This is a genomic window from Paraburkholderia sp. GAS41 (assembly GCF_050436545.1).
Taxonomy (GTDB): domain Bacteria; phylum Pseudomonadota; class Gammaproteobacteria; order Burkholderiales; family Burkholderiaceae; genus Paraburkholderia.
In genome coordinates, this window is sequence record NZ_JBNDMK010000008.1 from 80,467 (window position 1) to 104,826 (window position 24,360).

Below are 24,360 nucleotides of genomic sequence, written 5' to 3' on the forward strand. Positions count from 1 at the left end.
CAGAGGGAACCGCAGGATTGCACCAACGGGTACTTCGGGATCAAATCTGAGTGAAACGTTGCTGCGAGTGATGCAAACCTGTCTACTGATGAACCGGGCCGAGGCACATGCAAGCCTGCGAGAGCTGTGCGCGTGACCGGAATGTAACAATACTCCAATTGAAAGAATTTTGAACGCAAGCGTCAGTGGAAATGCTGCTTTGATACAACGGATTGCCTCACAATCGCAACAAAGAGTCAGTCATTGGGCAGAATTGCTGGCCGCTTTTCGTTGAGCGGACATCTTTTACCGGCCCACACCCCTATGACGCTTCCGTTGCTTCCGATCATCCCGTTGCGCCGCGACGACCTGCCGATCGATACGGTCGAGCTGGCTCGCTTCATGATCGGCAAATACCTCGTGCGCGATGTGCCGGAAGGCCGCATGAGCGGGCGCATCGTCGAGACCGAGGCGTATCCGGTCGGCGATTCGACCAGTTATGCGTTTATCGGCAAGCGACCGCATAACGCTGCCATGTTCCTGGCGCGCGGGCATGCCCATGTGCGCCTCACCTATGGCGTCTCGTACATGTTCAACATGTCGGGCGAGATCGAGGGGACGGGCGCCGGCATTCTGTTCCGCGCGATCGAACCGCTGGAAGGTCTCGCCTTGATCGAGGCGCGCCGCCCCGGCGTGAGCCTGCGCGATCTCGCGCGCGGGCCGGGTCGTCTTTCGACGGCGCTCGGCATCGGGCAAGCATTCGACGGCGTGGATCTGTGTACCGGCCGCGATCTCTGGGTTGGCAGGATCGAAGCGGAGGAGGTGCCGGTCGCCGTCACCACGCGCATCGGCTTGTCGCGCGAAATGCACCGGCCGCTGCGTTTCTATGTGCCGGGCAGTCCATTTGTCAGCGGCCCGCGCAAGCTTTTGACGCAGCCGTCAACGCCGGCGATCTGAGCTTGTTTCGCCACCGCGAGCCGTGACGGCGGGCCGTTCTTCAGGAGAGCGGACAATCTTGCGCTGGGCGGATTGATCGTCCGCCTACAAATATTACGAAACAGGCAATTGCTACGCGATATCCGTCAGGTCGCAGGAAATTTGGCCGGGTTCCCGATCAATCTTGCGAATTTCGCAATTATATATCTCGTAATTAAGGGTTTTCCCTTGAGAGGGTGCTGGCTAGACTGGAATTACCCGCTTTTCACATGAAGTGTCAAGCGAAGTCAAAAAACCTGATCTGGAGGTAAGCCATCATGAAGTCGCTCATTCAAGCTGTTGCTATCGCTGCCGTCCTCGCCGCGCCGGTCGCCGCCTTCGCGCAGGCAGCGGACACCGCCCAGCAGCCCGTGACGCGTGCCGAGGTGAAGAACCAGTTGATCCAGCTGGAGCAGGCGGGCTACAACCCGTCTATTTCGAACGACGCGACCTATCCGGCCGACGTCCAGGCCGCCGAGCGTCGCGTGCAGGCGGAAAGCCCGGCGGTGGCCCAGCAGCCGGTTGCGGACACCAGCGGCTATGGTCCCTCGACCACCGGTTCGTCGGCCTCGGGCTCGATGCAAACCATGCAGCCGGTGGCGCGTAACCAGCAGGTCTACTTCGGCCACTAACCGGCTCTAGCTGTGCCTGATCGCCCGGGATGGCGTTTTCCTACCCAAGGGGATGCCGCTGCAATCGATGCACGCGGCACACCTCTACTGATACGAATTGCACGAACCTCCGCTGCCGCAAGGTAGCTTTGCCCAACCCCCTCGCGGCTTGGGCTTTTTTTGCTGCCACGACGCTCGCCGTCGCGCAGCACCGGCATCAGGGATGCTCGCCCGTGATGTAGAACTCGAGTTGCTGGATCGTGAACTGCTGTTCGGCGATGATGTTCTTCACCAGATCGCCGATCGACACCATGCCGACCAGCCTGTCCTCATCGATTACCGGTAGATGGCGCATGCGCCGCTCGGTCATGAGCGCCATGCATTCGTCCGTGGTCTGGTTCAGGTGCACGAAACGCACCGCTTTGCTCATGATGTCGCGCACAGGTGTCGCTTTCGACGCGCGGTCCATCAGCACCACCTTGCGTGCATAGTCGCGCTCGGTGATGATCCCGGCAATGCTGTCGCCGTCGGTCACGACCAGCGCGCCGATCTGCTTTTCCGCCATCAGTTTGATCGCGTCATAGACGGAATCGTCTGCTGCTACCGTAAAAACGCCTTGATCCGGTTTGGATTTCAGAAGTTGCGCAACGCTAGTCATAGAGCGGCTCCGTATCGCAGTGCAGCACGTCGGCACGGGACGTGCGGTCGTATTGGAAAACAGTTTCAGTATAGGCGGCAGGCGCGCATCGGGCACTCATGGGCAAATACCTGGTGATGGGCGTTTATCCGGCTGACTTGTGCATAGGCCGATACGTGAGCTGGCATGGGCATCGCCGCGGTCCATTTAGCCGTATGTCACGCGACGGCAAGTGTCCGGGGCCGATTAGCGGTAAACTCCAGTTCCATACTTTATCCCCGGTTGTTCACGGGTTCATGACAGTGCCTTTGCCAAACGCTATGCCCACGCCTCACTCTCCGTCTGTCGCAGACGACCAACACAACGGCGAATGCGTCATTCTCGATGCGGTCGCCACGCTTCCTACCCGCTACGGCACTTTTACGTCCTACGTTTTTCGCGTGTGTGACAGCGGCACGGAACATCTCGCGCTCGTGATGGGCGAGGTCGCCGGCGACGAACCGGTGCTCACGCGCCTGCATTCGGAGTGCCTGACCGGCGACGTGCTCGGTTCGTACCGCTGTGATTGCGGCGAGCAACTGGATCTGGCGCTGCGCTATATCGCCGCCGAAGGCCGCGGCATTCTGCTCTATCTGCGTGGTCACGAAGGCCGCGGAATCGGGTTGTCGAACAAGATTCGCGCCTATGCGCTGCAGGAGCAGGGCCGTGATACGGTCGAGGCGAATCTCGATCTCGGCTTGCCTGACGATTCACGCGAATACGATTCGGCCGCCGGCATTCTGCGCACATTGAAGGTCACCTCGGTGCGCTTGATGAGCAACAATCCAAAGAAGTTCGACACCTTGTCGCAGCACGGTATTCCCGTGTGCGAGCGGGTCGCGCTGGCGATTCCGATGCGCGAGGAAAACGAACGCTATATCCGCACCAAGCAGGTCAAGTTCGGGCATTACTTCGACGAGAATTGATGCCATAGCGCTATTGCTGTGAACAGCGGTGTCTCCTGGCCATCGCTCCGTGATCTTCTTTCGATTTCGGGAATATAAGTAAGCAGGATGACTTAGCGGTTGTTCGTGGCAGCGAGCGCTGCTGAAGACAACCGGTTCAAAGCTTGCCCTTGAGGGTGAACGGGGCTAGCAGTGACTGCACGTCAACCTGTTGTCCCTGAAGTAAAAGCAGCCTTGCGTGGAGCACCGTGTTTTCCAGAACGAGCTTCGCGGTACTCAGCAGGTAAAGCGCATGGATGTCGGAGCTGGACATGCCCGCTTCCACCCGATGATGGCGCTCGACGAGCGAACTCATGACGAGACGTCTGAGTTCCTGCTCGCCGAAGGGGAGATCGGCGTAGTCGATCGGGTCGTCGGCTTCCACTTCTCGCAGCATTTCAACAAGCGCTTCTGTGTTCACTTGCATGTCGGCTCCACGATGTCGTTAAGGACCAGCATAGCCAAGCTCCCTCATCCCACAGGCTCAGATTACTGGTTCCAGAAACGGCCGTCCAGCCTGATTGTTCAGGAACTTCGGCCGTGGCATTGAGAGTCCCGATTCCCTGCGCGTGTATACCTGGCAAAATGCCGCTTCAATCGAGGAGTGATTGCTGCCCGTCTTCGGGTGGCTCCGCTTCCGGGGATTTTGTTTTCGGTGCTCGCGATGGTAGCGGAAACGCCTCAGCATCCATCTCGTCGGCGGGGTACAACTGCAGGAACGATCTCGCTTCGTCGGTGTTCCGGCACGACAGCCAATCCTCGTACGCGTCCGGCCGAATAATGACCACCGATCTTTTCTCGTCGCCAGGTTTGTGGAAGCGCCGCATCAGAGGATGTTGATCTGCGTTTACCGTGAGCATCGTGAACGACAACGATGCAGCGCCATCAGGTTCTTCCCATGCACGCCATAAACCCGCTACGGCGGTTGGCTCACTGCCGGCAACGCGGATTCGCCAGCGCACGGCCTTTCCCGTTTCGTAGTTCGGCTCAAAAAAAGTCTGGCAGGGGATGAGACAGAGTTGCAGGCGATTCCAGGCACCGTTGAAACTGCGCTTCTCACCGATCGTCTCGGCGCGTGCGTTCATCGTGTCGAACACTTTTATGTGCGGTGGAATGCGCTTGCGTGGGACCATACCGAACGTCGCTGCGTCGGTCGACCAGCCGCCCTCGATACGCCTGAAAACTGGCGCGGCATAGTCCTTGTAAATCTCGTGCCTGTAGTCAAAGTCTGGCGCAGGAAACATGCTGAAAGCGTCAAAGCGTTCAGCCGGGTTGTTTGACTCGTAGCTTGTGCACATTCAGGGCGTCCTCTTCGAAATGACATAATATTCCCATCGGGCGACATTTCTTCCTGATACCCACAGCAAGACTGCATTACGTAGCATGAGTTGGACGTGCAATAGAGCGCCTCCCAGCGTAACCACGACCCTCTGGCGTGGGCTTACGCAAATAGTGTTGACCGACATATGGACCTTTGGATTCAACCCTGCACGCGATGCGCTGACCTATACGGTCAGTCCGCAACTGAACCGCCGCACCAGGATCTCACGCTCAATGCCGCCAGTGCGGTTAAAGATGCGCGCGTGGAAGAGCACTACACCTGCGTTCGATGCCGGGGAGTGTTTGCAAGAATCATCGAAGGGTCACCGTCGCGCCGGATCTGGATGTTGTTGAACGCCGGCCAGCATTAGCGCTGCGGCTAAGCTTGCCCAGTCAACGCGTAGGCCTTGTCTGTTTCATACAGCCTCATGCATTCGCGCAAGATCGGGATGAACTGTTCCACTGCATGCGAACGGACGGAGAACTTCGGATAGATAAGGTTGATGTTGTAGGTAATGGGCTCGACGAGCGGTCTGATCAGCAGTCCTGTCCAGAGACCGTCACCCGCACAAAACTCGTCGACCACTGCCACTCCAAGGGAGCGCCGAGCTAGCGCGCATGCCAGCTCGGCGCGTGGGACTTCAAGAGTCGGTGTTATCTCGACTCCATACCCTTCGAGCGTGGAGCGGATGAGTCTTCCGAATGCAATGCCAGGTGACGGGAATATGGTCTCGTGTTCGGCCAGATCGGCTTTTTTGCTAAGCCACTCATTGGGCACATCGACGGTAAGCGTCGTAAAAAAACGAATCCGTGTCTTGGGATTACGTTTATGAAATACCTCGATGACCCGCGTTAACAGACTCATTCCCAAAGCAGGACTACAGCTGATGCTGATTTCGATCGTGGATTGATTCGCCAGATTTTCAACGAAGCGGTCTACATTGAGCGCAACATCGTAGACCGGTTGCACCTCTTCGAAGAGCGCCACCGCCGCGGGCGTCGGCAAGAGCTTCCCGCCGGTGCGCTCGAAGAGCTTGAGGCCAAGACTGGTTTCGGTATGGTTCAGCAGTCGGCTCACCGCCGGCTGCGATACGTAAAGCATTCGCGCTGCACCACTAACCGTTCCGGTCAGCATCACTGCGCGAAAGATTTCCATTTGTCGCAGCTCGAATTTCACTTCGCCTTCCTGATACGCCGAGATAGTGTCTTGTGTGAGCGACGTTGGGGCATCGCTTCCAAGGTGTGACCTCACGCATCGCGATGTTGGACGCCGGTCGATGACGCGTGACTGGTATGACGAAAAGCCGCGTCCATTTCCGTAACGCGAGGAAACGTGTCACATGCTATCCGCGAGAGATTGGGCCGTCGACTTTAACGGCATATTCCGGTGCTATTGTAATCATGCGAGGAATTGTTGTGGCGTGGGGCGCGGGATTTTCCCGTGGCCTCTCTTTTCTCCACGGGCATCCGAATGAACACGACGCTCGGCACATGCGATAAACGGGATCACGGGCGAGCGGCCGGGCAGGTGATCCATGCGGTGCAGAGGTAGCGTAGTGCCTAGTTGGTCGACACCAGTTTTTCACGGAAAACGTTCGCGACGGGCAGCAAACCGTCGCGAACAGTTGAAACGTCCGACGAATTAAATAGCTGGTCTATTTCTGCTTCGGCGGAACAGACACGGACTGCTGATAGTTCGAGTAATCTGCGTCCCTCGTCGGTCAACAAATACAGTGTCCGTCTTCTTTCATTTGCGTCCGCCCGCGATAACACAAGTCCAGTCTTCTTCAACGGTTGTAGCGTTCTTTGCAGTGCAGAGCGTTCTACGACCAGTTCGTCTGCCAGGTCCTGAAGCGCGATAGGACCGGAATGTCCCACTGCTTCGAGGATTGCATGCTGGCTGGCGGTAAGCATCATGTCGGCAAGATGCCGGTTATACACCCGGACGATGTAACGCGCCGCGCGCATAAACACTGGGCCGTATCGCTCACGATCCGTCACATCCTTCTCCTCGGCATTTCCTGATCGGCGATATGCAGGTTATTCGACTGGATGCCTGAAACGGTCGCGGCAGTCTGCATTGAACACGCGTTCGGTGGCGGCAGGAAATTTCTCGAGCATGTTGGCAGGACGTCGAGGACGGGCAACCAGATCGCCGCCGCAGTTTGGACAGATGCCCTTTAGCAGATTGTCGGTGCAATCGCTGCAAAACGTACATTCAAACGTGCATATGCGCGCATCCAGCGAATCAGGCGGTAAATCCTGATCGCAACACTCGCAACCTGGACGAATTTGTAGCATCGCTTGGTCTCCTTTCTTAAAGATGGCGGCGCTAAATTGCCAATGCGTCGCTTGGCCTCGAACGATGACGTGAACCGCGGGCGTCGGGCAGGATTGCTGGCGTGGCTGCTTAAAGCATCCACACCAGCAGCGTCCGCATTTCACGTTAAGGACGCATTGCGTCCTTGCCGGTCCAGTTCGTTGAACTCTTCATCAGTCAGCTTGACGCTTGCCCCCGCGATGTTCTCGATCAGATGATCGACGCTGCCTGTACCGGGGATCGGAAGCATGACCCTGGAGCGCTTGAGCAGCCAGGCGAGTGCGATCGCACCGGTGGTCACCCCATGTTGCTTCGCAATGGTGCTGACGATGGAACCAGGTTTTGCGAGCTCGCCGGCCGCCAGTGGAAACCACGGAATGAAGCCAATACCATGCTCGTCGCAGAAGTCGAGTACGTCTTCGCTCTTTCTATCAATGAGGTTGTACTGGTTCTGGACGGTTGCAACCTTGAAATGCTTCTGTGCTGCTTCGATGTCATCGACCGGTACTTCACTCAGCCCGACATGCCTGATCAGTCCTTCGCGCTGCATGGCTGCGACAGCGTCGAATTGTTCGTCGCGCGGCACTTTCGGATCGACGCGATGCAACTGCCAAAGATCGAATTTCTCGACACCGAGGCGTCGCAGACTCGTTAGAACGCACTGTCGCAGGTATTCCGGGCGCCCAAGGGGTGCCCAGATGTTCGGCCCGTGGCGGGTCAAGCCGCCCTTTGTGGCGACCACCAATCCCTTATAGGGGTGGAGCGCTTCCTTGATGAGGTATTCACTGTCGTACGGTCCGTACGAGTCAGCCGTATCGATGAAGTTGACGCCCACCTCAGGCAGATGCTTGAGCGTCGCGATCGCCGCATTGTGATTGGCGGGCGCGCCCCAGATGCCGGGTCCAGTAATGCGCATCGCGCCAAAACCCAGGCGATTGACGACGAGGTCACCGCCAATGGCAAACGTGCCAGCAGCGGCAGCAGAAACAGACTTGGACATTGTTTTTCCTTTAACACGTGTGGACGATCACGCTACAAACCGGAATGTCGTCGAGTAACCAAGAGGTGACGCTCGAAAAGGCGAACGACGCTCTGGCACCTGAATCGTGGACTGGCTACGTGATCGCATCCTGGCTAATGGGAAGGGGCGAAACGAGATGCCACGGCTTCCTTCACCGGTAGATCAACGAAAAGTTGCTGAATCTCCGAGTACGGCAGAGGGTTGTCATCGAGTGCTTCCGAGCGGCCACCCTCGAGAAATTGTTGCGCAAGGGCCTTGGCCTTGCCCAAAATAACCTGAGAAATGCCGCCACCCGCACTGAGCCGACGCACCCCGAGTTTGCCCAGCGTCGCAGCGTCGGCTAGACCTGGCACTGCCATGACGTTCAAGGGCAGTCGAATAGACGCCACCACCTTTTCAATGTCAGCGGGATGAACGAGGGCAGGGAGGAACAGGCCGTCAGCGCCGGCATCTGCGTAGATCTTGCCTCGCACGATCGACTCGTCGGTCTGCTTCGACTTCTCTACCAGGCTGGCAAGGAATACATCACAACGAGCGTTGATGAAGAGATCGGCACCAGACTTCGACGCTGCGTCGCGGATCGCCGAAATTTTCGCGGCCAGCAGCGAAGGGGCATCCTGCCCATCCTCGATGTTGATACCTGCGATACCCAGATCAAGCAACTGCATGACGTTGTTGGCAACGGTCTTTGGGTCGTCGGAATAGCCATTTTCTATGTCGATCGACAGAGGAACCGTCAACACCCTCGCGATCCGTCGAACGCTGCCCACTGTCTCGTTGAAGGGCAGTTCGCGACCGTCCTGGTAGCCCAAAGCCCATGAAAAACCCGCACTGGTCGTTGCAATGGCCTGGGCCCCGAGCGCCTCGACAAGTCGCGCGCTGCCAGCATCCCAGACATTAGGCAGTCGAAGTGGCGTCGAGTTGTCGTGGAGCTTGCGGAATTTGCCTGCAATGGACATGAATTTCTCCTCGTTTCGACAAACTGGTGGGACGTTCGAGCACGGATACTCCCTGCGATTGTGCATGCAACCCAAGGTACCAGGAGCGGTTAGCCGATTAAGCCACAACACGTCACGGGTGACAATTGGACGAAGGTATCGCTCAACCGCTTTTACCTGTGCTTGTTGAGTCTGGTGGTTCGGGTACAAGCCTCATCGTTGATGTCTTGTCGGTCGGTGCGGCTAAGTTGCATGAAGAAACTATAGGGAAGTCAGTGGCTTCGCGCTACTGTTCAAGTCAGGAAACTGTTCCCCAGAATATGAGCAAGTCGCGACTGTTTGAAGCCTTCAGCACAACTTCGAATTAGGAGCATACCTGTAATCTGGTGTTTTACCCAGGCGATGTCTTTTCGTTGCCGAATCCAAGCACATTTTTTTTCAGGGCTGCTATTGTTATATCAAGCAGCACAACCTTTTTCTGGAGGTCGAAATGCGTAGGAATATTGAGCTTCTCAAAGCGATACTGACGTTCATGCAGGGCGACGAGAAACCAACGCAATGCTGCAAGGATATTGAACGCGGAGTGGGAACGAGCGAAAGTGAGGGGGGAGCGAAGGGTGAGCATAGTTGGCCCGAGGTAAGACTGCACCTTGCACTGCTGAAGGACATGGGATTGGTCACCGAATGCACCACGCCTGCTGAATATCGCCTGACCAGCGCCGGATACGATGTGGTGGAAAGCGCGGACCCGGTCGAACATCTAAAAGCGTGGGCAACAATTTCTACGGGAGCGAACACGCCGGTCAGTTCGTCATTTTCGGCGACGAAACATCCTTTGCCTCCTGCGTTGCATAGCCAGCGTTTCAGCTAACTCATCGCCAAAGACTTGGCCGGCCGGCCGAGTTTTCAAATCCAGGCCGTCGATCCATGAGTCCGTCGTCGCACCAGCATGCGGCGACGGACATCCCGGAAGTCAGTTTGCCTGCGCGACCTGCTGTGGCGCATCCCATCCACCGCCCAACGCGCGGAAAGTGCGGACCGCGGCCCGCGCTGCGTCGGCTCGGGTCGCATCCAGGTCATCACGTGATTCGAGAAGTTGCCGGTCGGCGTCGAGCACATCGGTCAGCGTGATGGACCCGGCGCGATACGCCTTCTCCGATAGATCGCGCGCCTTGGTGAGCGCGGTGACTTCCTGCTGAAGCTCCTGGGCACGCAGTTCCGTTTGTGAAAGCGTCACGAACGCGTCCTCGACATCCTCGGTCGCTTTAAGCGCGGCTTCCCGGTACTGTGCCAGTGCTTCTGCATTCGCTCCGCGGGCCTGTTTAACCTCGGCATCCACCTTGCCGAAGTCGAACAGTCGCCACTGCAGGGCACCCGTGCCAACCGGCTGGAAAGACTTCGCACTGAGGAAGTGGTTGCTTGTGATGCTATCGAAGCCAAGCGCCCCTGAGAGCGAGATCTTCGGATAATAGTCGGCGATGGCCACGCCGATTTCTTCATTGGTTGCAGCGAGATGGCGTTCGGCGGCGATGATGTCCGGGCGCCGCCGCAGCACGTCGACTGGCTGGTCGCCCGTGCCGATGGCAGGAATATCGGGGATAGCGCCCGCATTCGTGCCGAGTTCCGCGGCATAGGTTCCGGGCTGTACACCCATCAGCACGTCGAAGCGGTTCAACTGGGCCTCCAGTTCGACCCGCAAGGCCGGAATACTGGCGCGGGCCTCGCTCACACGTGCAATGGCGGCCTGAAGGCTGAGGTTCTGGTCCAGCGCGCGCTGCATCACCTTTCCGGCATCTGATCATTGAAGCCGGTCCACCAGCTGTCCAGTTTCGGCGCGGGCCGCGTGGTCTGCCTGTTGGCAACGTCTTCGGTGTTATGGAAAGGCACCATGGTTGTCTTCGGCGCGACGTAGTCGGGGCCTACCGCGCAACCAGCAAGCGCCGCACTCACGATCAGGCCGGCAATAATAGTTCTTGAGGACTTCGATACAAATTGCTTCATTTCGTATCTCCGCTGCTGCTGAGCCGCTGAGGTAATGCAGGCGTGTCCCGGACACCCAGCTTGCGAACGAACGCGTAAAACGCGGGCGTAAACGCCAGTCCAAAAAAGTCACGCCGAGTATGCCAAAGAACACGGTGGTTCCCAGTGACTGGCGCATTTCCGAGCCGGCACCACTTGCAATAGCTAGCGGTGCGACACCACCAATGAACGCAAACGAGGTCATCAGGATTGGCCGCAACCGGACATGCGCAGCATGCGTGGCGACATCTTCGGGTCCAACGCCGTCTTCGTCTTGCCGTTGCCTGGCAAACTCGACAATGAGAATGGCGTTTTTAGCCGCCAGCCCTACGAGCACCACGAATCCAATCTGCGCAAGAATGTCGATTGGCATGCCGCGGATATTCAGGCCAATTGCTGCGGCGAGCAGACACATCGGTACGCTCAGCACGATCGCGAGCGGCGACAGGGTTTGCTCTTTCTGTTGATGGGCAAGATCGGTCCAATCAAACGACACGCCGTTAGGAAGCACCTGATTGGCGAGCGGCTCCATGCGATCCATCGCCTGACCCGACGAGACATCCGGTGCAGCTGCGCCCATCACATCGGCCGCTGGATACAGGTTGTAGCGCGGTATGCGGTAGGGCATGGTCTGATATTTGAACGTGGCAACGGTACCGATGGGCACCATGTCTCCGGCGGCGTTACGCGCCTTGAGTCGTCCAAGGTCCTCGGGCGCTTCGCGGAAGGCCTGATCGCCCTGCACCCGCACCTGGTAGGCGCGATTGAGATCGTTGAAATCGTTCACATACTGCGAGCCGAGATAGAGTTCCATCGTGTTGAATACATCAGTCGGAATCAGTCCGACCTTCTCGGCCTTCAGGCGATCAATATCCGCGTAGACAGACGGAGACCCTGCGTTATAGAGCGTAAACACGCCTCCGAACATCTTGTCCTTGTTGGCGGCCGCGACCAGTGCGCTTGCCGCTTGCGCGAGTGCCTGCGGACCGAGGCCGGCGCGGTCCTCCAGCATCAGCTTGAAGCCGCCAGCAGCGCCCAGACCTTGAACCGGTGGTGGATTGACCACAATGATGATGGCATCTTTGACAGTGGCAAGGCGCTTGCGAAGCGTCACCAGCATGGCGGCTGCATTGACCCCCTTGATGTGCTCGCCGTACAGCGACGGGAGCCCCGTGAAAACCGTGCCGACGTTGGGCGCGATCGTCGTGGTGGTTACATCGTAGCCAGTCACTGGCGACGTGTGATCGATACCCCTGGTTTTAAGCGCGATGTCATTCACCTCGCGCGCCACCTGGTCGGTGCGCTCAAGGCTCGAACCTGGCGGCAACAACGCAATGATCGCCTGATATCCGATGTCCTGGTCCGGGATCAAACCGGTTGGCATTCTCGACATCCGAAAGGCAGTGGCCGCAATCAGTCCCGCATAGACGATCAACATCACCGTCGTCTTACGAACCAGACGTCCCGTTATCGTGCCATAGCGGTTTGAGAGCCACTCGAACGAGGCGTTGAACCGGCCGAATACGGCATGGTGCAAACGCCCCAGTGCCGTGGATGCTGCCTCGTGGGTCTTCTCCATTTCTTTAGGCGGTGCTGCCGGAAAGGACTCTTAGATAACGGAGATGCCCGTGCGATACGGCACCCGTGGGTCGGGGCGTCAGGACGGGCGTGTGTGAAAGATATGAAGAAGGTCGGCGTGATGATGAGGCCAGCTGGGCACGTATTGTTACTTGAAACATGAATAATGATGAGGATTCGTAATGTTCAGTTCGATTTATCCGCATGATTGTCGGGCGTTCAGAACTGACTCAGGCGATGGCGCTGCTCCGGGTAATGGCGCCGGCTGCAATGCGCCTGCTCGCCAGTTCAGAGACGACGATCGCGACGGCCACCGTGATGCTAGCCAGGTAGCTCAGGTTGTGGCTGCCGATTGACGGAATGACCGCTGCACCGACCGCACCCGCGATGGATACCCCGACGTAAGTCGCCGAAGTGTTCAGACCAACCAGTACCGAGGTCATGGGCGGGTTAAGGCTGGCAAGGCGGAATTGCTGTGGCACGAGTGCTCCCCACGCACATCCACCCCAGATGGTGACGGCGATTGCGGCGCTCCACAGGTGCGCGCCAGACCACGGCATGGTGAAGATAACCGCTGCGACCGCGGTGAGCATGCCCATGACCAGCTTGCGCGAACCGACCTTGTCGAGAACACGGCCGGTCAGCAGGTTCGCACAGGTTCCCGCGAGCCCCCAAAGCACGAGCAGTCCACCCAGGACATTGGGGTTGTGACCCGTCGCCCGGTCGAACACGACCGAGAAATAGCTGAAGATCATGAAGGTGCCCACCTGTGCAAGCACCGTGGTCGCGAGCGTAAGGCCAACGCGGGTGTCAGCCAGCGGCGCGAGACGCTTCGCGAGCGAGATGGCCGGCGGCAGCGGTACTTCAGGCATGAATGCCCAGATACCCGCGAACGCGGCTACACCGAGCGCGGCCACAAAGACCATCGTCCAATGCCAGTTCGCCAATCCGCCAATAACCGCACCGATCGGCGAGCCCAATGCAGTCGCAGTCGTCAACCCGGCCACAATGATGGACAGTGCGTAGCCGCGACGTTCTGGAGGCACCAGCATCGCGCCGGTGCCGCTTGCAGTTGGCGAAAACATGGCAGCTCCGAGGCCCGCAAGAGCGCGGGTAGCGAGAGCGAGGCCGATGTTCGGCGCCACGATCGTGCCGAGGTTGGCAAGAACGAACAAGCCAATACCGCCGAGCAGTAAGCGCTTGCGTGCTACACCTGCGGCAAGCGCCGCAATGGTCGGGCCCAGCAACGCGTAACTCAGCGCATAGGCGGTTATCAATTGGCCGGCTGCACCAATGCTTACGTCAAAAGAGCGCGCAATTTCAGGCAGAATGCCGGCAAAGACAAAGCTGTCGGTACCCAGCGCAAACATACCTAGCGCGAGTGTCAGAAGACGGCGGTCCATTTCGTTTCCCTAAGTATGTCTGCGGGTTAAGTTTCGTGACGGAACTATAGAGAAGGCGGTGGCGCCATGCTACTTTTGAATTCGGGAAACTGTTCCCCATGGGATGAGGAAGTTGCGTGACAAAACTTCAGGTAGGATCAGTTTTACCATGCAACGAAAACGCTTTGATGGAATGAACTGCTCCATTGCTCGCGCCCTCGACGAAGTCGGCGAGTGGTGGACGCTTTTGATCATCCGCGAATGTACGCAAGGCAATACACGCTTCGACGAATTTCAAAGCGAGCTGGGTATATCGCGCAACATTTTGACTGCCCGGCTTGAGCGGCTGATCGAGTTAAAAATTCTGGAGCGCTTCCCGCTTCCTGAACGCGCCAAAACATTTGGATATCGATTGACGGCGAAAGGCGTGGAACTCTATCCCGTGCTGGTCGCGCTGATGCAGTGGGGCGACAGGTGGGTGCCTTTATCCGCGCGTCGAAAGGGCGAACTCACTGAGGGCGCTATCAATGAGCGCCGTTAAAACTTAGCGTCGATCCTGCTTTCCGAATCGGGACAATGATTCCCTGAGCTTTGGCGCCGCGAAGTCGATAAAATGGCGCAGCTTGATTGCCATGAGACTTCGGGATACGTGAACCAGATGGACCGGAACAGGTCCCACTTCGAACTGCGGCAGCAGGATCTGTAGCTGTTCGCCGCTGAGTGCCTGGTCGGCGTCATGCTCGAACACCAGCGTTATACCTACGCCGTCCACGGCAGCGCTGACTGCTGCATCGGGTGTCGTGACCTCGAGCCTTGGCGCGACTTCAAGTGTCAGCACCTTGTTCGTTGCCGGGAGACGGAAACGCCAAGGCGACAAATAGGGACTATTGAAGACCACGCAGGAATATTTCGCGACCTCGTCGGGCTCCTGCGGCAATCCATGTTGTTCCAGGAACGTCGGGCTCGCGCAAAGAATGGGGCGCAGCGAACCAACGCGCGTGGCGATCATATTGCTGTCCGCCAATTCGCCGATCCGCACGGCGAGATCAGCGTGCGAGTCAATCAGGTCGATATTCCGGTCGGACAACAGAAGACGAACCGTGATTTCGGGGTACTGGGTCAGGAACTGGTTAATGACCGGTAGAACATGAAGCCGTCCGAGTTGCATGGGCGCGGTAATAACCAGCTCACCTCTTGCCGATGTGAATTCGCCGGTTGCTTCGTGTTCCTGCTCGCGTACCAGATCCAGGATACGCCGCGCCGCGGCGACGTATGATGCGCCGCCGTCCGTTAGCATGAGCTTTCGCGTCGTGCGTATCAACAACCGGGTTCCAAGCATCTCTTCGAGATCCGTGACCTTTCGGGTCAGCGTGCTTACAGGAATTTTCAATTCCCGAGCGGCTGCTGACAGGCTTCCCGCGTCTACTGCGGTCAGCAGAATCTGCATAGCTTCCAGTCGATCCAAGTTGTTCGCCTCGATCAGGTTATTCAGTGAACCTTGTATTTGAATTGCTTACGCTGCCGCACTAGCGATGCGTTGCTTTGACTGCTTACGTCCCTTCCAGACTTCTGCTCTCAGTCGTGTCAGATTATTTCGATCAGTTCGAAGAATGTATTCTATTTGTTATGTTGGTACGCTATAGTTTTAGTCGATCCGGCTCGATTTCTACAACATCAGTGCTGAGGCGGAGCGCTAGATCTTCAATTTTTACCTAGAGATAAGATGGTCACGTTATCCCAGATCGAACAAAGGATTGTCCTGCTGCAGAAAAAAGCTGACGAACTGCGTCGAAAGAAATCTGCGTCGGTGGTGTCAAGCATACGAAAGATGATGGCGGAGCACGGCCTCTCCATTAAGGACATCGAAACTGGGGTGCAAGATTCAGATGCACCGCGCAAACGTGGCAGGCCAGTTGGGTCAAAAAACGGAGTTCGTACTTCAGTTGCCAGGCCTTCTGCGGTCAAGCCGGCTCCCAAGTACCGGGACCCCGCAACCGGGGCGACATGGAGCGGACGAGCACGGCCGCCAGCATGGATCAAGGACGCAAAAGATCGCAGCGTGTTTCTGATTGAACAACCTGGGGTCAAGGCGGTGTCAACGCAAGGAAGACGAAAGCGAGCCTGATCGGCAGTCAGCACAACGGTGCCGTGCATCCAGCGTTACAGGGACGATAGCAGTTCGTTAAATGGGTGCACGCCAGGGTAGTTGCGTTCGGATGTTTCTTCCGCACTCATGCCACAGCATTCTTTGAACACTTGGGCCGTCCATTCGACGAATACGCGAACCCGCCCGACCAGATGCCTATCGGATGCGTACTGCACTGACACTGGTACGGGCAGTGGCTTCCATTGGGGGAGAATTTCCACCAGTCGCCCGTCAGCGAGGTGATCCTGGAGCAGAAATGTGGGCGCCTGGATAATTCCCGCACCCACCAGCCCGCACGCCACGTAGGCTTCAAGATCGCCCAGTTTCAACGAGCTTTTCATTTTGACCTCTTTGGGCACAGCGTCGATGACGAAGTTGTGCGCAATTGTTCGGTCTGTGATGTTCGAGTGATAATGAACCGCGTAGTGGCTACGCAATTCATCGAGATCTTTTGGCATGCCGTTCCGTTCAAGGTAGATCGGACTGGCAACGGTGAGCATTGCTGCTTCACCGAGCGATCTTCTAACGAAACCCGGGTCATGACGGTAGCCTGAGCATATTACGCAATCGACGGCCGACTGGGTGCCATTCAAAGGTCTGTCGAGGAATCCCATGGACAGGTTGATGTCCGGATATCGTTCCTTGAATTCCATGATGCGTGGCGCAATGATCAGGCGCCCGATTGAACCTGGCATGTCGACGCGGAGTGGACCTTGTGGCCCCCGTCCGGTGCTGGCCAGCGCATCTTCATTTTCTTTGATGTCCGAGAGAATACGAACGCAGCGCTCGTAGTATTGCGCGCCCTCCGGCGTGAGATTCATTTTGCGGGTGGTCCGCTGCATCAGATTGACCTTGAGATGAGCTTCAAGGTTCTTGATGATGATCGTGGCAGAGGCCCGAGGCATACCGAGCACATCCGCGGCTCGGGAAAAGCTGTTCATCTCCACAATCTTGACGAACGTCTGCATTGCCTGAAGACGATCCATGCCATTCCTTCCACGATAACGACGTCGCACTTGCAAGGCGTTGCGTTGCCTCGCCGTGGATCAATGATATCAATCCAATCGAACTATTCTGGATTATAACCACTTATCAGAATTATCGTGGCGTGGAGACGGTCGGGTATGGGTGGAGGGCGCTCAGGCGCTGTTCGCCGTATTGGACGCGTGGGCTACGGGAGGAGGACATCAACACGCTGCAGGCTTCGTTAATCAATACGTTGTACGGAACATGTGGAGCTTGCCGCTGTTCGCCATGCTGGCCCCACATGAACACAATGCGCTTTTCCATTTGTTGTGTAGATACGCACTATGACGGGCAATTTTTCACAGGAATGCACTGTCCGTTATGCAGCGGCGGTTTGCGGCTTTTTGGCTGGGAAGAGGGCGATCAGTTGCGAAGACACAGCGCTCAAAATCTGACTTGAAAGCTTGGGGTCGGGTACCGCACGGGACAAGCCGATTGCACCGATGTAAGCGCTATAAATGAGGAGTGCTTTTGCCCGCAGATTTCCTTCAGTGCCCTTCGGCATCTGACTTTCAAGGAGGCTGAGACTATTCTCCAGACGCTGGGTATAGGCCTCGCGGGCGTCGTCGGTGGTGCGCGCGATGTCGTTGACTAGCAAAGCGAGCGGACATCCCGTGTCGACCTTATCCCGATGCGCTTCCGAAAGGTAAGTCTGAATGCTCTTCTTCAGGGTAGTTTGGGCCGTCAACAGGGATTGATTCATCTCATCGCACGCAGCGGCTACGGCCTCGACTACCAGATCATCGCGCGATGCAAAATGCTTGTAAAACCCGCCGACTGTCAGTCCCGCTTCATTCATGACGTCAGCAACGCTGATACCTTCCAGTCCGAGCTCACGGAACCGCCGAGAGGCAACATCGACTATTCGCTGATGGGTTTCGGCCTTTTCTGCTTGGGAATATCCCATAATTTGCTCTCCCGGGCAAAGATTGGTCTAGAGAGACATAATAATCCACATGGACTTCGTCCGTTGATCAGCAATCGCGCAATGAAGTGGTGAGAGCAATGGTGAAAACTGGGACGTAGCGGAAAAGACCACGATCCTGAATGTGGATTATAGGTGCTCACGCAATGCATCTCGCTGCTGTTTAGGTGAGCTTTTGCGGGATCGACCGAGTGGCTAACGGCGTTGGCGTTGCGGTCGGCCCTTCAAAGCGACGACGGAAGAATCGTGGAAGGGGGGCACATACGCCTTGGGTGCTCCGATGGGATGCGGGAGCTTGCGCGAAGGACGATGGGTTCTAGAGTAGTAGCGCCGCAGTCAGAACGTACGCCTTGAAATCGCTTGGCCGCTCATGGAGCGGAGCCGATTAACCACCGCCAACCCGGCCGGACTCTGCGGCGAATCCGTTCCAGAGATGGATGGCGGCGTAAGCTCGCCACGGGCGCCACGCCTCGGTTCTCGCCTTTTGCTGTGCGGGTCGCTTCAGATCAGGATCGCGTCTGAGGATCGCGTTCATGAGAACGAGGTCCGAAGCGGTCCAGGCGTCGGGATCCCGGAGTGCGCGCATCGCGACATATTCGACAGTCCACGGCCCGACGCCTGGCAGCGCAAGCAAAGATGAGCGAATCACGGTCCCGTCGGCATGCCGGTCATCAAGGGGAAGCGCGCCGCTTGCGACCGCGGAGGCCACTGCCTGAACTGTCGCGATCCGTTTGCCTGGCATACCGATGCCTGTCAGGTCGGCTGCGGCCAGCGCGGCAGGCGTGGGAAAGCGCCAGGCGGTGTCTTCATGTAGATGACCGTCAATTCGCTTGCCTACCCGCGCGACAATTCTCCCCATCACCGTTGTTGCGGCCTTTACACTGACTTGCTGTCCGACGATGGTTCGAATCACGAGTTCAAATGCTGACCAGGCGCCGGGGACAGGCAGGCCCGGCGCTGACTCGACCAGAGGCGCGAGCCATGGATCCGACGAGAAACAACGATGGATGTCGTTCGGATCCGTTTCAGTATCGAACATACGTGACAGCGGCGCGACCAATGCATCTGCATGACGAGCAATGGTGCCCTCGAGCGTGACAACCAGACATTTTCTCCGCGGATGCAAGCGGATTTCCATTGTGCCGTGGTCGTTATCCCATTCTATGGCTCGACGATACACATCGTCTTCGATCGCTTCGACGCCTGCCGACGATCGTCTGTCGAAAAAGCAAAGCATCCTGTGCCAGTCAAACGGTGGCACGAACGGCAGTTCAATCGTCGCGACGTCGAGAAAATGTGTAGGGTTCATCTAAGGTCAAAATTCGGCGGGAGCGACCTTTTTGCAGTCTTCAGTGCCTCATAGAGGCCGAATGTCAATCGCTCGCATAAGGATTCAGGACCGTCTGCGAAGGCTGTGACGTTCCTGCAATGTGGATGTCGAGTGTAATACAAATCGAGAAAATGATTGTAGAGTATCGAGACACCCGCTTGGCGCCACCGGCGGACGAATCACTGCCAAGGCAAGTCAGATCATGTCACGGTAGAGAAAGAACGTCGCTTTAGCCACACTGCGCATTCGCGGTGGTCAAGACCTCGCAATGGTCTTGCAGCAATTACGTAAAAAAGCTATGGGTCCGTGAGACCGGTAGTGGTAGAGGCCCCGCGGGGATGTCTGTGACGCTGGAGTGGACGCCTGCAGTGACGAAGGGTATCGTCAGAAGGTTGTCGGTTGCTGCCTTGTGCAGACGGATAGGCCACACAAAAAAAGGGATATTTTTATGTATTACGACGCAATTTTGCAGTGCACACAGGCGTTCCTCGCAGTGGAAACGATGCTCGATAAGGCGGCGCTCCATGCTGACCTGAAGAAGTTCGACGTCGGTGTGCTGATGAATAGCCGTCTCGCGCCGGATATGGCGCCATTCATCTATCAAATTCAGAGCGCATCTGACTACCTCAAAGCGGGTGCGGCATGGCTGTCAGGGCAAAAGCCACCAAGCTTCGAGGACAACGAGCGGACCATCGACGAGGTACGCACCCGTATCCGCAAGACGGTGGCATTCACGAAAAGCGTCATGGCCGACCAATATGCGCACGCGCGCGAGCAGCGCGTCAAGGTCTCGTGGGTGCCTGGCAAGATAATCGAAGGGCAAGACTACTTATTGCAGATGGTCATTCCGAATGTGTATTTTCACATTGCGATGGCCTATGCGATCTTGCGCAAAGACGGCGTTGATGTTGGAAAGCTGGATTTTCTTGGGCCGATGAATTTCATTGCGGAATGATCGGGTGCGCGGGTCAGCCGTGCAGTCATAGTTTGTATTGGCTGCTACATCTGTCTTCCGAGACCCGTCGCGTTTGTCGGGACGCCATAGATCATTGTCGCTTTCCGGGCGTCCTCGCTTGCCCATGCATGTAGAAGGTTTGGTTATGGGCATCTACAATTTTGCATAAGCCGCGATGAATCCACGTTGCTAACATAGCCACAAGCGCTTTGTGGCGGCTCGACCGTGCGGCGCATCTTTTTAATCGACTGCCTGCATGGATTATGATTGAAATCCATGATGGACCTTCTTGTCTGGTCGAATTCCGATTAAGGCGATTTTATCCTGCACGCAGTGGCTAAATTCGGTGCAGAGGCGGCTAGTGGCATCTGCACAAAACCGTCTACGGTAACGTCGTGCTGTTCCTCGGTTCCCTGATCGCGATCGCGGCATTGCCGCATCATTTCATTATCGCAATCATCAGCTTGCTGTGTTGGGCCCTTTCATGGGGGATGACGCCAGTGGGCACGCAGCTTTGGCTATTCAAGTCGACGCAGCATGCCCCGGAGGCCGCGCAATCCATGAACACATTGGTGTTTCAGCTCTCGATCACGTTAGGATCGCTGATCGGCGGTCTGGTCGCCGACCATATAGACCTGCATGCATCCATGTGGGCGGGCGCAGCGATCTGTGGCTTCGCAGTCCTCATGGTGATCGTGGTAGGGCGTATGGATGCGCTGGATGAAAGGGCACACTGATCTCTTGTCAGCAACCCGGCATGACAGGTTCAGCGTCGTTGTGATGCTACCGAACCTGTTTCGTGCAAACAGGCGCCTGCTCTTCAGCGATTCTGTCCATCATCCTGAGGACCCACTCATTCGCTCTTTAACTTCCTTCTTGCCCGTGCAATTCAGTGGTTTGCCGCACCACTTCTGACTCCCGCCAGGCTTGCCGTGATCGCAGGTATCTGTAAAGCACGATACCGCGCGCTGCGCGAATTCCTCGATGCCTCTAGAATCACGTCGAGCGTTACTGTCCTGTCACAAGGCATGCGTAACGAGGAAATGTCTACTACAAGTCATGGAGCAGGGATGCGGCGAGAGCAGATGATTTTGGGCGCGTTTTTCTTCAATCCGCAGGGCGATCATCGGATGTCATGGCGGCACCCTCGTGCGCCTGGCTTCGAGATTTTCGGTCTCCAGTACTACCGCGATCTTGCCGTTTTAGCAGAAACAGCGTGTCTCGACGCGTTGTTCATCGCCGATCACGTGGCAATGTGGGACACGTTCGAAAGCAATGTTGCGCACTACGCAAATGCACGGCTCGAGCCCATCACGGTGCTCTCCGCGCTTTCCGCAGTGACATCCAATCTGGGGCTGATCAGCACGCTGTCTGCTTCTTTCAGCGAGCCGTACAACGTTGCGCGCATGTTCTCTTCGCTTGACCACCTGAGCGAGGGACGGGTTGCATGGAACGTGGTGACTTCCGGCATGAACGAAGAAGCCATGAACTTCGGGCGGAGCACCACACTCGAGCATGCGCACCGCTACGAGCGTGCCGCGGAGTATCTGGACGTGGTCAAAGCCCTGTGGGACAGCTGGGAGGATGGGGCCGTGCTGCTCGACCGTGAGAGCGGATTGTTTGCGGACGCAACGAAGGTTCATAGGATCGACCATCAAGGCGAGCATTTCGACGTGCGCGGCCCTCTAAACCTGCCACGTTCGCCGCAAGGCTATCCGGTTCTGGTTCAGGCCGGTTCTTCGAATGACGGCAAGAACCTCGCCGCTGCGCACGCAGACTTGCATTTTTCGATGTGCCGTAGCCTCGAGGAAGGCATGCTTTATCGCAGGGATCTCAACGAACGTCTCGAGCGAAACGGTCGCTCGCCAAACAGTCTCAAGATTTTGCCCGGCATCCAGCCGGTTCTCGCGGCGTCCGCGGCTGAGGCAAAGGAAAAGCGTGAACTGCTGGAATCGCTGGTACCGGAACGGATGGGCGTCGATCTCGCGTCGAGCTGGTGCCAGGTTGATCTCTCCATGCTTCCGCTCGACGGGCCACTGCCACCCTTGCCGGACGAGGACAACTACAACGGACAGCGGAGCAACCTCGCGCGATTAAAGGCATTCAAGGCGCAGAACATGACCATTCGGGAGGTCGCGCGGCAGCTTTCAACGTCCGGCGCGGCACCGGTGGTGGCCGGCACTGCCGCTGAAATCGCCGACTTCATGGAAAGCTGGTTCAAGGCGGGGCTGTGTGACGGTTTCAATTTGATGTTCCCCGTGTTACCCCAAGACCTGTCCGACTTCGCGCAGAACGTGATTCCGGAATTGCAGCGACGCGGACTCGCCCAATCCAGCTACCGGCCCGGCACGCTTCGCGACAAGCTGGGTCTGGTACGTCCACCCAATCGATTCGAGGCGCGCGTCTAACGGACGTTCAATTGACATGCAATGCATGACCGATGGTTGAGCTGGGTACCCAGTCCAACAGCCCCAAACACGCTAGAACCTATAAAAAACTCTTTGATCGACCATGACCAATAAAGGCAATGTGTTCCGCACGATTCGAAACAAGGGCAACGAGATTCAGAACCATGCCGTTGATGAATTTCTCTCGGGCCGGCTATCGCGCCGCGAGCTGTTGCGTGCCGGCAGCGTGCTCGGCTTGTGGACGCTCGGTGGCGGGGCAATCTTCACGGGCCTCACCTCGCGTGCTGCGGCCGCGTCGACCGCTGTCATCCGGGTGGGCCATCCTATGCCCTCGGGGGCGATCAATCCACTCACAGCGTTCGACGTGGCAAGTCCCGCACTGCTCAACCAGAGCGGTGAATATCTGTTGAATGCCAATAGCGCAACGGTCACGTTGCAGCCAGCGCTCGCCTTGTCGTGGAGTCCGAATACAGCGGGCACGATCTGGACGTTCAAGCTACGCAAGGGGGTTCGCTTCCAGAACGGTAAGCCGCTCACCGCCAAAGACGTGGTCACCACCTTTGATCGGCTAACGGATCCCGAAACAGGGTCGGCGGCTAGTTCGACATTCAAGGGCGTGTTGTCGAAGGGCGGTACGCGGGCCCGTGACGAAGAGACAGTGGAATTTCATCTCGACACACCCAATGGTTCGTTCCCGTGGTACGTGTCCTCGGACACCGTCAATGCGGTGATCTTGCCATCGGACTTCAAAGGTCCGTACGAACAGTCCTTTATCGGCACGGGTCCTTACAAGCTCGAGCACTTTCAACCCAGGGTTGGCGCCTCGTTTGTGCGCAATGATGACTACTGGGGGCCAAAGGCACGTGTGGCTCGGGTGGAATTCAAGTTTTATGGTGACCAGCAAGGGCAGATTCTTGCCATGCAGGGACACGAGGTGGACGTCCTCACCCGCTTTACGGTGCATGGCGGCGTTGCGTTGCTGAACGACTCCGAGTTCAAGATAGCTGGGACACGGTCGAGCACACATCGTCAAATTCACATGCGCACGGATCAAGGTGCCTTCAGGGACAAACGGGTCCGACAGGCTCTTGCACTGAGTCTCGACCGGGATGCCATGGTACGCGGCCTGCTGATGGGCCGCGGCGTCGTGGCGAACGATCATCCGTTCGCCCCCGTTTTCCCTGCGTTCGATGCCTCGCTCCCGCAAAAGTCGCGCGATATTAATGGCGCAAAAGCTCGTCTGGCTGCGGCGGGCATGGCGAATGGCTTTTCTGCACAACTGACGACCGAGGCCTTCCTGGAGATGTCCGATCTCGCCGTGGTTGTTCAAAACGCCGCGAGATCGATTGGCGTGAATGTCTCGCTGAATGTCGAGTCACAGGAGGCCTACTACGGCGCCGGCACGCCCGGCAAATCAGACTGGCTCGATTCCCCTATGGGCATGACGGACTACGGTCACCGGGGCGTGCCAGACTCGTTTTTGCGCGGTCCATTGATGACCGGCGGCGCATGGAATGCAGCGCGTTTCTCGAACCCGCAATACGACAAGTTGATCATGAGCTACATGTCGACCCTGGACGTTGCGCAACAGAAGCAGGTGGCCGGTCAGGTCGAGCGGCTGCTGGCCGATGAAACACCGCTCATCATTCCGTACTTCGAAGATTCGCTCATTGTGACGCGTACGAATCTTCAAGGCGTGCGCTTCTCAGCGATGGCGCAGTTGTATCTCGATCAGGCAGATTTTGTATAACGGATTGGCAGGGCCCGGTGGCGTGACCGGACGCGCCTGCTCCATCTGGGCCCTGTT

25 protein-coding genes and 1 pseudogene are annotated in these 24,360 nt (G+C 57.3%); 10 read left to right on the top strand and 16 right to left on the bottom strand.

Annotated features, from left to right (window positions below):
* Window positions 1-303 precede the first annotated feature (303 nt).
* Window positions 304-936, top strand: a complete 633-nt coding sequence (locus tag P3T43_RS13645; RefSeq protein ID WP_429281576.1) for a DNA-3-methyladenine glycosylase — start codon at window positions 304-306, stop codon at window positions 934-936.
* Between the two features lie 296 nt (window positions 937-1,232).
* A complete protein-coding gene (locus P3T43_RS13650; protein WP_429281577.1) occupies window positions 1,233-1,586 on the top strand; it encodes a DUF4148 domain-containing protein in 354 nt (117 codons plus the stop codon).
* Between the two features lie 196 nt (window positions 1,587-1,782).
* Here the strand turns inward: P3T43_RS13650 and P3T43_RS13655 are convergent, their stop codons facing one another.
* On the bottom strand, window positions 1,783-2,223 hold the full coding sequence (locus tag P3T43_RS13655) for a CBS domain-containing protein (RefSeq protein ID WP_429281578.1): 441 nt from the start codon (window positions 2,221-2,223) through the stop codon (window positions 1,783-1,785).
* 299 nt (window positions 2,224-2,522) lie between these two features.
* On the opposite strand from P3T43_RS13655, the gene ribA reads away from it, so the two are divergent.
* Window positions 2,523-3,167 (top strand): GTP cyclohydrolase II, encoded by a 645-nt coding sequence (gene ribA / locus P3T43_RS13660; RefSeq protein ID WP_429281579.1) that lies wholly within the window; start codon window positions 2,523-2,525, stop codon window positions 3,165-3,167.
* A gap of 136 nt (window positions 3,168-3,303) precedes the next feature.
* Here the strand turns inward: ribA and P3T43_RS13665 are convergent, their stop codons facing one another.
* The 7 genes from P3T43_RS13665 to P3T43_RS13695 all read right to left on the bottom strand — a co-directional run bounded on the left by P3T43_RS13665 (window position 3,304) and on the right by P3T43_RS13695 (window position 8,805).
* Window positions 3,304-3,612 carry a hypothetical protein gene (locus P3T43_RS13665; RefSeq protein WP_429281580.1) on the bottom strand — a complete coding sequence of 103 codons (309 nt, stop codon included), beginning with the start codon at window positions 3,610-3,612 and terminating at the stop codon, window positions 3,304-3,306.
* Window positions 3,613-3,778: 166 nt separating this feature from the next.
* Complete coding sequence (locus tag P3T43_RS13670; protein WP_429281581.1) at window positions 3,779-4,483, bottom strand: SOS response-associated peptidase; 705 nt, start codon at window positions 4,481-4,483, stop codon at window positions 3,779-3,781.
* 401 nt (window positions 4,484-4,884) lie between these two features.
* The gene (locus P3T43_RS13675; RefSeq protein ID WP_429281582.1) at window positions 4,885-5,682 is read right to left on the bottom strand and encodes a LysR family transcriptional regulator; all 798 of its coding nucleotides are present in this window, start codon (window positions 5,680-5,682) and stop codon (window positions 4,885-4,887) included.
* Between the two features lie 383 nt (window positions 5,683-6,065).
* Window positions 6,066-6,506, bottom strand: coding sequence for a MarR family winged helix-turn-helix transcriptional regulator (locus P3T43_RS13680; RefSeq protein ID WP_429281583.1), 441 nt, complete (start codon window positions 6,504-6,506; stop codon window positions 6,066-6,068).
* 39 nt (window positions 6,507-6,545) lie between these two features.
* Complete coding sequence (locus tag P3T43_RS13685) at window positions 6,546-6,806, bottom strand: DUF1272 domain-containing protein (protein WP_429281714.1); 261 nt, start codon at window positions 6,804-6,806, stop codon at window positions 6,546-6,548.
* Window positions 6,807-6,946: 140 nt separating this feature from the next.
* Window positions 6,947-7,825 (bottom strand): aldo/keto reductase, encoded by an 879-nt coding sequence (locus tag P3T43_RS13690; RefSeq protein ID WP_429281584.1) that lies wholly within the window; start codon window positions 7,823-7,825, stop codon window positions 6,947-6,949.
* Window positions 7,826-7,959: 134 nt separating this feature from the next.
* Complete coding sequence (locus tag P3T43_RS13695) at window positions 7,960-8,805, bottom strand: isocitrate lyase/PEP mutase family protein (RefSeq protein ID WP_429281585.1); 846 nt, start codon at window positions 8,803-8,805, stop codon at window positions 7,960-7,962.
* 469 nt (window positions 8,806-9,274) lie between these two features.
* Here P3T43_RS13695 and P3T43_RS13700 point away from each other — a divergent pair, with 469 nt between their 5' ends.
* Window positions 9,275-9,655 carry a hypothetical protein gene (locus P3T43_RS13700; protein ID WP_429281586.1) on the top strand — a complete coding sequence of 127 codons (381 nt, stop codon included), beginning with the start codon at window positions 9,275-9,277 and terminating at the stop codon, window positions 9,653-9,655.
* A 102-nt stretch (window positions 9,656-9,757) separates the two neighbouring features.
* Here the strand turns inward: P3T43_RS13700 and P3T43_RS13705 are convergent, their stop codons facing one another.
* From P3T43_RS13705 to P3T43_RS13720, 4 genes and pseudogenes are all read right to left on the bottom strand, one after another.
* The gene (locus P3T43_RS13705) at window positions 9,758-10,459 is read right to left on the bottom strand and encodes a TolC family protein (RefSeq protein WP_429281587.1); all 702 of its coding nucleotides are present in this window, start codon (window positions 10,457-10,459) and stop codon (window positions 9,758-9,760) included.
* Between the two features lie 104 nt (window positions 10,460-10,563).
* Window positions 10,564-10,785, bottom strand: coding sequence for a hypothetical protein (locus P3T43_RS13710; RefSeq protein WP_429281588.1), 222 nt, complete (start codon window positions 10,783-10,785; stop codon window positions 10,564-10,566).
* Window positions 10,782-12,376 (bottom strand): annotated as a pseudogene (locus P3T43_RS13715) (efflux RND transporter permease subunit); the annotation flags it as partial. The pseudogene P3T43_RS13715 and the gene P3T43_RS13710, both read right to left, overlap by 4 nt.
* A 235-nt stretch (window positions 12,377-12,611) precedes the next feature.
* A complete protein-coding gene (locus tag P3T43_RS13720) occupies window positions 12,612-13,784 on the bottom strand; it encodes an MFS transporter (protein WP_429281589.1) in 1,173 nt (390 codons plus the stop codon).
* 148 nt (window positions 13,785-13,932) lie between these two features.
* Here P3T43_RS13720 and P3T43_RS13725 point away from each other — a divergent pair, with 148 nt between their 5' ends.
* Window positions 13,933-14,304, top strand: coding sequence for a winged helix-turn-helix transcriptional regulator (locus tag P3T43_RS13725; RefSeq protein WP_429281590.1), 372 nt, complete (start codon window positions 13,933-13,935; stop codon window positions 14,302-14,304).
* 3 nt (window positions 14,305-14,307) lie between these two features.
* Here P3T43_RS13725 and P3T43_RS13730 read toward each other — a convergent pair whose 3' ends face one another.
* Entirely contained in the window at window positions 14,308-15,228 is a 921-nt protein-coding gene (locus tag P3T43_RS13730; protein WP_429281591.1) for a LysR family transcriptional regulator, read from the bottom strand.
* 366 nt (window positions 15,229-15,594) lie between these two features.
* Between P3T43_RS13730 and P3T43_RS13735 the strand changes: the two genes are divergently transcribed.
* A complete protein-coding gene (locus P3T43_RS13735) occupies window positions 15,595-15,888 on the top strand; it encodes an H-NS family nucleoid-associated regulatory protein (protein ID WP_429281715.1) in 294 nt (97 codons plus the stop codon).
* A gap of 35 nt (window positions 15,889-15,923) precedes the next feature.
* Here P3T43_RS13735 and P3T43_RS13740 read toward each other — a convergent pair whose 3' ends face one another.
* From P3T43_RS13740 to P3T43_RS13750, 3 genes are all read right to left on the bottom strand, one after another.
* Complete coding sequence (locus tag P3T43_RS13740; protein ID WP_429281592.1) at window positions 15,924-16,895, bottom strand: LysR family transcriptional regulator; 972 nt, start codon at window positions 16,893-16,895, stop codon at window positions 15,924-15,926.
* Between the two features lie 359 nt (window positions 16,896-17,254).
* Window positions 17,255-17,842, bottom strand: a complete 588-nt coding sequence (locus P3T43_RS13745; RefSeq protein WP_429281593.1) for a TetR/AcrR family transcriptional regulator — start codon at window positions 17,840-17,842, stop codon at window positions 17,255-17,257.
* Between the two features lie 403 nt (window positions 17,843-18,245).
* Window positions 18,246-19,169: a DNA-3-methyladenine glycosylase family protein gene (locus tag P3T43_RS13750; protein WP_429281594.1), complete on the bottom strand. Its 924-nt coding sequence runs from the start codon at window positions 19,167-19,169 to the stop codon at window positions 18,246-18,248.
* 469 nt (window positions 19,170-19,638) lie between these two features.
* On the opposite strand from P3T43_RS13750, the gene P3T43_RS13755 reads away from it, so the two are divergent.
* The 4 genes from P3T43_RS13755 to P3T43_RS13770 all read left to right on the top strand — a co-directional run bounded on the left by P3T43_RS13755 (window position 19,639) and on the right by P3T43_RS13770 (window position 24,303).
* Window positions 19,639-20,145, top strand: coding sequence for a DUF1993 domain-containing protein (locus P3T43_RS13755; protein ID WP_429281595.1), 507 nt, complete (start codon window positions 19,639-19,641; stop codon window positions 20,143-20,145).
* A 395-nt stretch (window positions 20,146-20,540) separates the two neighbouring features.
* On the top strand, window positions 20,541-20,882 hold the full coding sequence (locus P3T43_RS13760) for a hypothetical protein (protein ID WP_429281596.1): 342 nt from the start codon (window positions 20,541-20,543) through the stop codon (window positions 20,880-20,882).
* Window positions 20,883-21,188: 306 nt separating this feature from the next.
* On the top strand, window positions 21,189-22,553 hold the full coding sequence (locus tag P3T43_RS13765) for an LLM class flavin-dependent oxidoreductase (RefSeq protein ID WP_429281597.1): 1,365 nt from the start codon (window positions 21,189-21,191) through the stop codon (window positions 22,551-22,553).
* 103 nt (window positions 22,554-22,656) lie between these two features.
* Window positions 22,657-24,303, top strand: a complete 1,647-nt coding sequence (locus P3T43_RS13770; protein WP_429281598.1) for an ABC transporter substrate-binding protein — start codon at window positions 22,657-22,659, stop codon at window positions 24,301-24,303.
* Window positions 24,304-24,360: the final 57 nt, after the last annotated feature.

Coding starts and splice junctions, on each gene's coding strand:
- P3T43_RS13645 (WP_429281576.1), top strand. CDS start 304: ATGACGCTTCCGTTGCTTCCGATCATCCCGTTGCGCCGCGACGACCTG.
- P3T43_RS13650 (WP_429281577.1), top strand. CDS start 1,233: ATGAAGTCGCTCATTCAAGCTGTTGCTATCGCTGCCGTCCTCGCCGCG.
- P3T43_RS13655 (WP_429281578.1), bottom strand. CDS start 2,223: ATGACTAGCGTTGCGCAACTTCTGAAATCCAAACCGGATCAAGGCGTT.
- ribA (WP_429281579.1), top strand. CDS start 2,523: ATGCCCACGCCTCACTCTCCGTCTGTCGCAGACGACCAACACAACGGC.
- P3T43_RS13665 (WP_429281580.1), bottom strand. CDS start 3,612: ATGCAAGTGAACACAGAAGCGCTTGTTGAAATGCTGCGAGAAGTGGAA.
- P3T43_RS13670 (WP_429281581.1), bottom strand. CDS start 4,483: ATGTGCACAAGCTACGAGTCAAACAACCCGGCTGAACGCTTTGACGCT.
- P3T43_RS13685 (WP_429281714.1), bottom strand. CDS start 6,806: ATGCTACAAATTCGTCCAGGTTGCGAGTGTTGCGATCAGGATTTACCG.
- P3T43_RS13690 (WP_429281584.1), bottom strand. CDS start 7,825: ATGTCCAAGTCTGTTTCTGCTGCCGCTGCTGGCACGTTTGCCATTGGC.
- P3T43_RS13695 (WP_429281585.1), bottom strand. CDS start 8,805: ATGTCCATTGCAGGCAAATTCCGCAAGCTCCACGACAACTCGACGCCA.
- P3T43_RS13700 (WP_429281586.1), top strand. CDS start 9,275: ATGCGTAGGAATATTGAGCTTCTCAAAGCGATACTGACGTTCATGCAG.
- P3T43_RS13710 (WP_429281588.1), bottom strand. CDS start 10,785: ATGAAGCAATTTGTATCGAAGTCCTCAAGAACTATTATTGCCGGCCTG.
- P3T43_RS13720 (WP_429281589.1), bottom strand. CDS start 13,784: ATGGACCGCCGTCTTCTGACACTCGCGCTAGGTATGTTTGCGCTGGGT.
- P3T43_RS13725 (WP_429281590.1), top strand. CDS start 13,933: ATGCAACGAAAACGCTTTGATGGAATGAACTGCTCCATTGCTCGCGCC.
- P3T43_RS13735 (WP_429281715.1), top strand. CDS start 15,595: ATGGCGGAGCACGGCCTCTCCATTAAGGACATCGAAACTGGGGTGCAA.
- P3T43_RS13740 (WP_429281592.1), bottom strand. CDS start 16,895: ATGGATCGTCTTCAGGCAATGCAGACGTTCGTCAAGATTGTGGAGATG.
- P3T43_RS13745 (WP_429281593.1), bottom strand. CDS start 17,842: ATGGGATATTCCCAAGCAGAAAAGGCCGAAACCCATCAGCGAATAGTC.
- P3T43_RS13750 (WP_429281594.1), bottom strand. CDS start 19,169: ATGAACCCTACACATTTTCTCGACGTCGCGACGATTGAACTGCCGTTC.
- P3T43_RS13755 (WP_429281595.1), top strand. CDS start 19,639: ATGTATTACGACGCAATTTTGCAGTGCACACAGGCGTTCCTCGCAGTG.
- P3T43_RS13765 (WP_429281597.1), top strand. CDS start 21,189: ATGTCTACTACAAGTCATGGAGCAGGGATGCGGCGAGAGCAGATGATT.
- P3T43_RS13770 (WP_429281598.1), top strand. CDS start 22,657: ATGACCAATAAAGGCAATGTGTTCCGCACGATTCGAAACAAGGGCAAC.